Origin of the sequence: Flavobacterium calami (assembly GCF_038290035.1) — a bacterium.
GTDB lineage: Bacteria > Bacteroidota > Bacteroidia > Flavobacteriales > Flavobacteriaceae > Flavobacterium > Flavobacterium calami.
Genome location: NZ_JBBYHS010000005.1, coordinates 235,067 through 242,834 on the forward strand (window position 1 = coordinate 235,067; position 7,768 = coordinate 242,834).

The 7,768-nt window shown below is 33.2% G+C and carries 6 protein-coding genes; 2 read left to right on the top strand and 4 right to left on the bottom strand.

The window, feature by feature from the left end; all coding sequences use genetic code 11:
* Positions 1 to 16: 16 nt before the first annotated feature.
* The 4 genes from AAEO57_RS06415 to AAEO57_RS06430 all read right to left on the bottom strand — a co-directional run bounded on the left by AAEO57_RS06415 (position 17) and on the right by AAEO57_RS06430 (position 3,853).
* Complete coding sequence (locus AAEO57_RS06415; protein ID WP_341690710.1) at positions 17 to 682, bottom strand: fibrobacter succinogenes major paralogous domain-containing protein; 666 nt, start codon at positions 680 to 682, stop codon at positions 17 to 19.
* A gap of 13 nt (positions 683 to 695) precedes the next feature.
* A complete protein-coding gene (locus AAEO57_RS06420; protein ID WP_341690712.1) occupies positions 696 to 1,262 on the bottom strand; it encodes a hypothetical protein in 567 nt (188 codons plus the stop codon).
* Between the two features lie 56 nt (positions 1,263 to 1,318).
* Positions 1,319 to 2,437: a hypothetical protein gene (locus tag AAEO57_RS06425; RefSeq protein ID WP_341690714.1), complete on the bottom strand. Its 1,119-nt coding sequence runs from the start codon at positions 2,435 to 2,437 to the stop codon at positions 1,319 to 1,321.
* A 168-nt stretch (positions 2,438 to 2,605) separates the two neighbouring features.
* Positions 2,606 to 3,853: a glycosyltransferase gene (locus AAEO57_RS06430; RefSeq protein WP_341690716.1), complete on the bottom strand. Its 1,248-nt coding sequence runs from the start codon at positions 3,851 to 3,853 to the stop codon at positions 2,606 to 2,608.
* A 112-nt stretch (positions 3,854 to 3,965) separates the two neighbouring features.
* Here AAEO57_RS06430 and AAEO57_RS06435 point away from each other — a divergent pair, with 112 nt between their 5' ends.
* The gene (locus AAEO57_RS06435) at positions 3,966 to 4,547 is read left to right on the top strand and encodes a MiaE family protein (protein WP_341690718.1); all 582 of its coding nucleotides are present in this window, start codon (positions 3,966 to 3,968) and stop codon (positions 4,545 to 4,547) included.
* Positions 4,548 to 4,587: 40 nt separating this feature from the next.
* Positions 4,588 to 7,344, top strand: a complete 2,757-nt coding sequence (locus AAEO57_RS06440) for an AsmA family protein (protein ID WP_341690721.1) — start codon at positions 4,588 to 4,590, stop codon at positions 7,342 to 7,344.
* The last annotated feature ends 424 nt before the right edge of the window (positions 7,345 to 7,768 follow it).

Below are 7,768 nucleotides of genomic sequence, written 5' to 3' on the forward strand. Positions count from 1 at the left end.
GGATTTTCTTTTTAAATCACTCTTCTTTAATACACTTTATTGAAAAACCATATTGCCTAAAAACACTATCTCTTCTTACATCAGCAAAAACCTGAAACATTCTGTGACTCCAATTGTAGAATTCAAAACTTCCATTAACAGTCCAATAATACCCATTAGATTTAAGCATATAAAAACCTCCCTCCTCATCCCGATAACCTCCCGGCAAAGCTTTAAAACCAGTTGCATTATTTCCCACTGCATCGGATGCCAACCAATGTTGATTTCCTTTTTCTTTCAAAAAAAATCCTATTGAATCTGAATTTATAAACGACTCCAGCTGTCTTAAATCTTCTTCAGTTGGAATCCTCCAGCCCTCCGGAGCAATTCCTCTCTTATCTTGCAGACAGTTGTAATTATACAAAAAACCATAATCTTTCACAAAATCAACATCATTATTATAAAAAGAATATCCAGCCTGATTTACCTTTTTCCAATCCTTACTGCTCTTAAGCTTTTCAATTGAATCCCCATTTTTAAACCGGCTAACCCTAAGATTTTCTACCATCCAGGTTTGCTTTCCTATTCTCGTTGTATGATATTCGTTACCATCTACATCTTCGACTATTTCTTCATTTTTACAAGAAAATAAAGAAATGAAAACAAGAAAAAAAGCTATTTTATAAATATCAAATTGTTTCATCAAATCAATTATTCTAAAGCATTTTAAACGTTTTTATTTGCCCATTGGTTTCATAAAATATAAAACAATCCTGCTCCAAATTTCTTAAAAGAAATCCGTTTTTCTTTATTACAAGAGATTCCGGTACTTTTTTCACAACATCTGTTCTTCCTGCAGGTTTTACCGATACACAAAAATTCACTCCTTCTGAATTTATATTCTCAATTGAAAAGGGAGAAATCCAATGTAAATATTTTTTATCTGAAGAAAAAATGATTCCTAATTTTAACTCATTACCATTCTTTAACAATACAGCATAATCAAGTATCTGGTCATTGTTAATATCAGTATAACATTCGTTTGGAGTACTATTTTGGTCGTAAAAATCCCAAAATAAATTAGAATAATCTTCTTTTTTTATCATTTCAAAAGTTGGAACTTTTTGGAGAAAATCATCTTTTATTTTTTTAGGAATTGTAAAAACATTGTTTTTCTCCGAAACCACTTTTTTAAATTTAATAATATCTTTTTTTGAAGAATCTTTACATCCGTAAAAAAATAACAAAACAAAGAAAACAAGCGATTTTATTAGTCTATTCATAATAACAATAAAAAGCGGTGCATTACACACCGCTTTGTTTCAATTGATATAATATTTTACCAGCTACCGTTTACAGCAGTATACGTTTGACCGTTTACTTTAGTACTACAGCTTGTTGAGTTTACATGCTGCACATTCGGATGACCATTGCTAACTGTACCAGCTAACACTTTTGTATTAGAAGCATCCTGCAATAATATACCCTGAATGGCTGTATTTGAAATATCTACAGTATTTATCGTACAACCGTTGCTTCCGGTAACACTAAAGAAACCGCGTCCGCTGCCACGTGAATATACTTTAGAACAAACTATATTTGGTCCATTGTTATTGGCGCAGCGAAAAGTAGCATAACCTTTAGTCGAACCTGTTGTACTATTATTAGTTCCTGTAACAGTTCCAACAGTACCATTTTTAGATTGATTCAATAGCACTCCACAAGCAGCATTATTACTTGAAGTCACGTTGCCAATAGAAAATCCGTCGACACCATAAGTTTCGATAGAATTGTCACCACCAGTAATATTAATAGTTCCGCTGATTGTCAATTTACTGGTCGCTGCAGTACTATTATCTACCCTGATTCCTAATCCTAAATCAGCCTGAGGAACTCCAATATTCATTGTAATATTACTAATATTCATAACGGTACAACCTTTAAACCAAATACCGTAGCGGGGTTTTCCGGTAACTTTCAGGTTTTTTACTTCAATATTGGTTTTTCTGTCTGCCCAAACAGGAATAACCAAAGCATCACCACTATTCGCGTTAAAAGTATTGTTTGCAAAATCTAAACCGGTATAGCTGGCCATATTTACATATTTCAGACTACCGCCAGTTGAACCAGATGCACCTGAAACACGAACAGTTACCCATTCTTTTGTGTCCCTTCCTGCAGTAAGGTTGTTAATCGCAGCCTGAATCGCAGCCACATAATCAGAACCTGTGTATTTGGTTACGCCGTTTACTTTAGCAACATAGGCACCTGTTGTACCCGTTACTTCTCCAGATAAATCACCTCCTTTTGCAGTTGAAACCTGATAAGTTTCATTTTGTACCGCAGCTTCCGCTTCACTATTTGCTTCTTCCCCATCGCTTGTACAGCCGGCAAAAAAACTTAAACAAACGAATAACATTGAGACAAACAATTGCCTCTTAAACATTTCTTTTTTCATAATTAATTTTGGTTTGATAGTTAATAAGGTCAGTAAATTATTACTATTTACATCTAAAACTATCCTGTACAATCTTGGTTATGAAAATACAAATATTTAAAAATCAATACCATAAACACCAGCATAAAACCAAACGGCAAAATTTACTGATTTAAAATACCTTAAAAACTAATCCTTTTTATTCTTAGCTTCAATCCATTTTGCCATGTATTTGGTACTTTTTAGCGTATGATACTGTAGCAGGCTTCCCATAAAATTATGCAGACGATGGCTTTCTGAATCTGTCAATAATGAATTGACTGCACCAATTAATTTATCTGAAAATTTAATTTTTTGATAGCACTCGTTAATAATTATAACACCATTTTTTTGTGATTGTTTCCATGTATTTTCATCCTGATACAATAAAACGGCTTGCTTTGCAAACGGCTCAATATCATTTTCTATAAAACCACTCCAGGGCAAACCGGCATGCATTGCCTCCGCTCCAATAGGCGTTGTAACACTAGGAGTTCCGCATTGCATTGCTTCTAATAATTTACCTTTTAAACCAGCACCAAAACGAATCGGCGCCAAAACCACTCTGGCTTTTTTTACTACTTCATTAGCATCTGCTGCTCTACCCATGATTAAAAAACCATCTTTAGGCTGATGCAATTGGAGGACTTTTTGCGACGGATAAGCTCCATACACTTCTAAAACAGCCTCCGGAAATTGTTTTTTCACAGAAGGCCAGATTACTTCTTTTAAATATAAAACCGTATTCCAGTTCGGTTCATGAAGAAAATTTCCGATGAAAACAAAATGCTTCCGGTCTTCAAAGGAAGGCAATTCCAAAAGATCTTTTTCAGTCATTTTATTCACTAAAAAAGGAAGGTAAAACAATAATTTTGAATCTATTTTGAAAACATCATTCAAAACTTCCATTTCAAATTCCGAAATCATTAAAGACAAATCACATCTCAAAATACTGGCAATTTCGCGCTTTGCCACTTCTTCAGACAACAAATCATGCAATTCAAAAGTTCTGTTTTCTTTAAATGCTTTTTGGCGCGCAGTCCTTAAACAATGTAAATCCTCTGTATCCAACAATCTGATCGCTTTCGGGCAGTTTTCCGAAACTCTCCACCCAAATTGTTCTTCAATCATAAAACGATCAAACAAAACTACATCCGGATTAAGCTCCAGAATAAAATCATCAAAACTGGTAGAATTAAGTTCAATACTTTTTTTTGCAACTCCAAACTCATCCAAGTCTACCATGAAATCACTGTCTAAAGCGGGACTTGCAAATGTAATTTCGTATCCATTTTCTTTAAAAATAGAAATCAATTGCATCATTCTTCCTCCTGCCGCAGATGAATTGGGTTCCGGCCAGACAAAACCAATAATTAAAAACTTTTTTATCTGATTCATTTTAATTTGTTTCTTATTGCAAAATAATGATTTTTCTATGTATTTACATGATATTTCCTGATATTCAGTTGTAAAAAAACACTAATTTTGTAATATCTAAATTCCGAAAATTATGTTAGGATTAAAATTAGCGACAGACCCTCGCTGGGTGAATATAGTCGAATCAAATATAGAAGAAATTTTGACCGATCACGCCTGGTGCGAACAAAAAGCTGCTTCAAACGCTATTAGCATCGTAACTTACAACTCTGAATTAGAAGAACTTGTCACAGAAATGCTTGTAATTGCAAGAGAAGAATTAGAGCATTTACAGATGGTTCACGAAGTAATAAAAAAACGCGGGCTTACGTTAGGCCGAGAAAGAAAAGATCATTATGTAAATGAACTTTTCAAATTCATGAAAAAAGACGGAAGCCGCAGAGATGCTCTTTGCGACCGGTTATTATTTTCGGCTATGATTGAAGCCAGAAGCTGTGAGCGTTTTAAAGTTCTTTCAGAAAATATAAAAGATCAGGAATTGGCCAAATTTTATCGTGACCTGATGATTTCTGAAGCCGGACACTATACTACTTTTTTAGGTTTCGCCAGAAAGTATCAGGACAATATTGATATTGACAAACGCTGGAAGGAATGGATTGAATACGAAGGTTCGATTATTACTAATTATGGTAAAAGCGAAACAGTTCACGGATAACCAAAAAATATTTAAAAATATTTAACCAAAAAAAATAATCATGTCTGAAAGTAAAAAGAAATCCATTTTATTAAAAACAGCTAAATATCTTGGAATAACTTTCGTGGTTATTATAGGATTGCTTTTTTTGACACCTATTATTTTCGCAGATAAAATAAAGGAACAGATTAAAAAAACCGCAAATGAAAAACTTAGCGCAGAGTTAAATTATTCTGATGTTTCGCTTTCGTTTTTTCATCATTTCCCTTCGCTGACTTTAACCCTAAATGATTTAAATCTAAATGGGTCTGCACCTTATGCAAAGGAAAAATTTATTACCGCAAAAGAAGTTTCTTTCGGAATCAATGTTGTCAGTCTGATATTTAGCAAAACAGTCGAAATCGATCAGATTTATTTATCTGATTCATTTATCAACGTAAAAGTAAACGCTATAGGGGAGGCAAATTACAATATTTACAAATCTTCATCAAAACAGGAGAAATCTAAAGACAGTACCGAAACAGCCTTAAAATTAGAAAGAATTGAAATCATCAACAGTAAAATAATTTATGATGACCAATCTACTAAAGTTCATTTTAATGCTTTAGGCTTTAATTATCTTGGAAAAGGAGATCTAAACAAAGCCATTTTCGATTTACACTCAAATGCAAAAATTGACAAACTGAATATTGTTTATGAAGATGAACCTTATTTGATGAATAAAAAAGTTGATGCAGAATTAATTACCAAAGTAAATGTAAACTCATTATCGTTTTTCTTTGAGCAAAACAACCTAAAAATCAATCAGCTTATTGTTGATTTTAAAGGTAAATTTGACTTTCTGAAAGATGGCTACAGAATGGATTTTGTTATCAAATCCGACAATAGCGATCTGCATGATGTCTTCACAGCTCTACCTCCAAAATATATTACATGGCTTTCTAAAACTGAATTAAAAGGAAATACTAATTTGCTTTTTACTTTAAAAGGAGATTACATTGCTTCACAAAACATAGCTCCAGACCTGAATCTTGATGTAAAAATAGCCGACGGGTTTGTAAACTATAACAAAAATGCTTTTCCGGTTTCAAACTTAAATCTGGAAGTCAAAACAAAAGTCCCTTCTTTGAATCCTGACATCGCAATTGTTGATGCCAAAAATTTGTCTTTAAATATTAATCAGGATTATTTAAAATCTAAATTTTTCGTAAAAGGCATTAATACTACTGAAATCAATGGTGAATTTAAAGCAAAAATTGACCTTGAAAAACTAACGAAAGCCCTGGGGATTCCGGATATTGAACTAAAAGGAATTTTAACCGGAGATATAAAAACCAACGGGAAATTTGATCAAAAAAACAGACTTTTCCCAGCTACAAAAGGTTTTATCGATTTAAACAACGGATATATTAAAACCAAATATTACCCAAATCCGATTACGCATATCATTGTAAAATCTAATATCGACAATCAAAAAGGAACTTTTGATGATTTGAAAGTAAAACTAAAACCGGCACAATTTACCTTTGAAGGCAAACCGGTTTTTGTATCGGCTGATTTAAGTAATTTTGACGATTTAAATTATGATGTAAAAGCCAAAGGAGAACTTGATGTGAGCAAAATCTATAAAGTTTTCTCTCAAAAAGGGCTTGATCTGGATGGTTTTATAAAAGCAGATCTGGTTTTAAAAGGAAAACAAAGCGATGCCGCAAAAGGCAATTACAACAAACTTCAGAACAAAGGAACGCTCGAATTAAGAAACATCGGAATCGCATCTGAATACCTTCCTAAAAAATTTATCATTAAAGAAGGTATTTTCAAAATCAATCAGGACAAAATGTCTTTCAATAATTTCCTGGCAGCTTATGGGCAGTCAGATTTTAAAATGAATGGATATTTGCAAAATGTTTTTAATTATGCGACAACCAACACAGGGATCCTGAAAGGCTCTTTTACGGTTACCTCGAGATATATTAACGTAGATGAATTTATGTCTGCTACAGAAACCAGTATTCCTGCAACAAAAAATCCTGAATCCCAATCAGAGAAAACAAATACAACGAGCCAAACGGGAGTAATCATAATTCCGACCAATTTGAATCTGCAGTTGATGGCAAATGCTCAAAAAGTATATTTTGACAAGCTTAATCTTCAAAATGCAAAAGGAAATTTAAGCATGAAAAATGGCAAACTAACCATGCAAAATACCGGATTCAATTTAATTGGCTGCAATGTGAGTATGAATGGTAATTATCAGGCAACTACATCTCAAAAAGCGATTTTTGACTACAACATAAAAGCTTCGGATTTTAGTATCAAAAGAGCTTATAACGAAATTGAAGTCTTCAGAAAAATGGCGAGCGCAGCCGAAAAAGCCCGGGGAATTGTCTCTTTAGATTATAAACTAAAAGGACGCTTAAACGGAAATATGGAACCTGTTTATCCTTCTTTAACCGGAGGAGGAACACTTTCGGTAAAAGATGTAAAAGTTAGAGGATTGAAAATGTTCAGCGCAGTAAGCAAGGAAACAAATTCAGAATCCATGAAAAATCCTGACGTTTCTAAAGTCGATATTAAAACTACAATCAAAAACAACATCATGACTGTTGAACGTTTTAAATTTAAATTTGCCGGCTTCAGACCAAGAATCGAAGGCACAACAAGTCTGGACGGAAAACTTAATTTAAAAATGCGTTTAGGACTGCCTCCGTTAGGCATATTCGGAATCCCACTGACTGTTACCGGAACACAGAATAACCCAAAAGTAAAAGTAGGTCGAAATACTGAAGATCTTGAAGAAACACAGGATACTGAGTAAATTTCAATGACCATTTCAATGGCAATGACAAAATGCAATTGAAAAAAAGAATACTAAAATATAAATTTCAATTTTAACAATACTTCAACTTAAAAACATACAACCATTTTCAAAGCTCAAAACTTTGAAAATGGTTTTTCTTATTTAGATAGTTAAGTCATTGCGAGGAACGAAGCAATCACACTAAAACAAGAACTAATAGATCTTGCAAGTGAGATTGATTCGTTCCTCGCAACAAAAAGAGGCTGTCCGATAAGGGCAGCCTTTTTTTATGCAGCAAATTTTAGGGATTGATTTTGCATTGGTTGTTTTATGAAAAAATATTCTGTTGCGGTTTTAAAAAGGTAAATTTCGACTTCTACAACTCTATTTCGAACTCGCATAGAAAATTTTATATGAGTATTATGCTTTTTATTGTTATTTG

Bases quoted from the DNA above. Each gene is read 5' to 3' on its own strand.
- AAEO57_RS06415 (WP_341690710.1), bottom strand. From the start codon at position 682: ATGAAACAATTTGATATTTATAAAATAGCTTTTTTTCTTGTTTTCATT.
- AAEO57_RS06440 (WP_341690721.1), top strand. From the start codon at position 4,588: ATGTCTGAAAGTAAAAAGAAATCCATTTTATTAAAAACAGCTAAATAT.
- AAEO57_RS06435 (WP_341690718.1), top strand. From the start codon at position 3,966: ATGTTAGGATTAAAATTAGCGACAGACCCTCGCTGGGTGAATATAGTC.
- AAEO57_RS06425 (WP_341690714.1), bottom strand. From the start codon at position 2,437: ATGAAAAAAGAAATGTTTAAGAGGCAATTGTTTGTCTCAATGTTATTC.
- AAEO57_RS06420 (WP_341690712.1), bottom strand. From the start codon at position 1,262: ATGAATAGACTAATAAAATCGCTTGTTTTCTTTGTTTTGTTATTTTTT.
- AAEO57_RS06430 (WP_341690716.1), bottom strand. From the start codon at position 3,853: ATGAATCAGATAAAAAAGTTTTTAATTATTGGTTTTGTCTGGCCGGAA.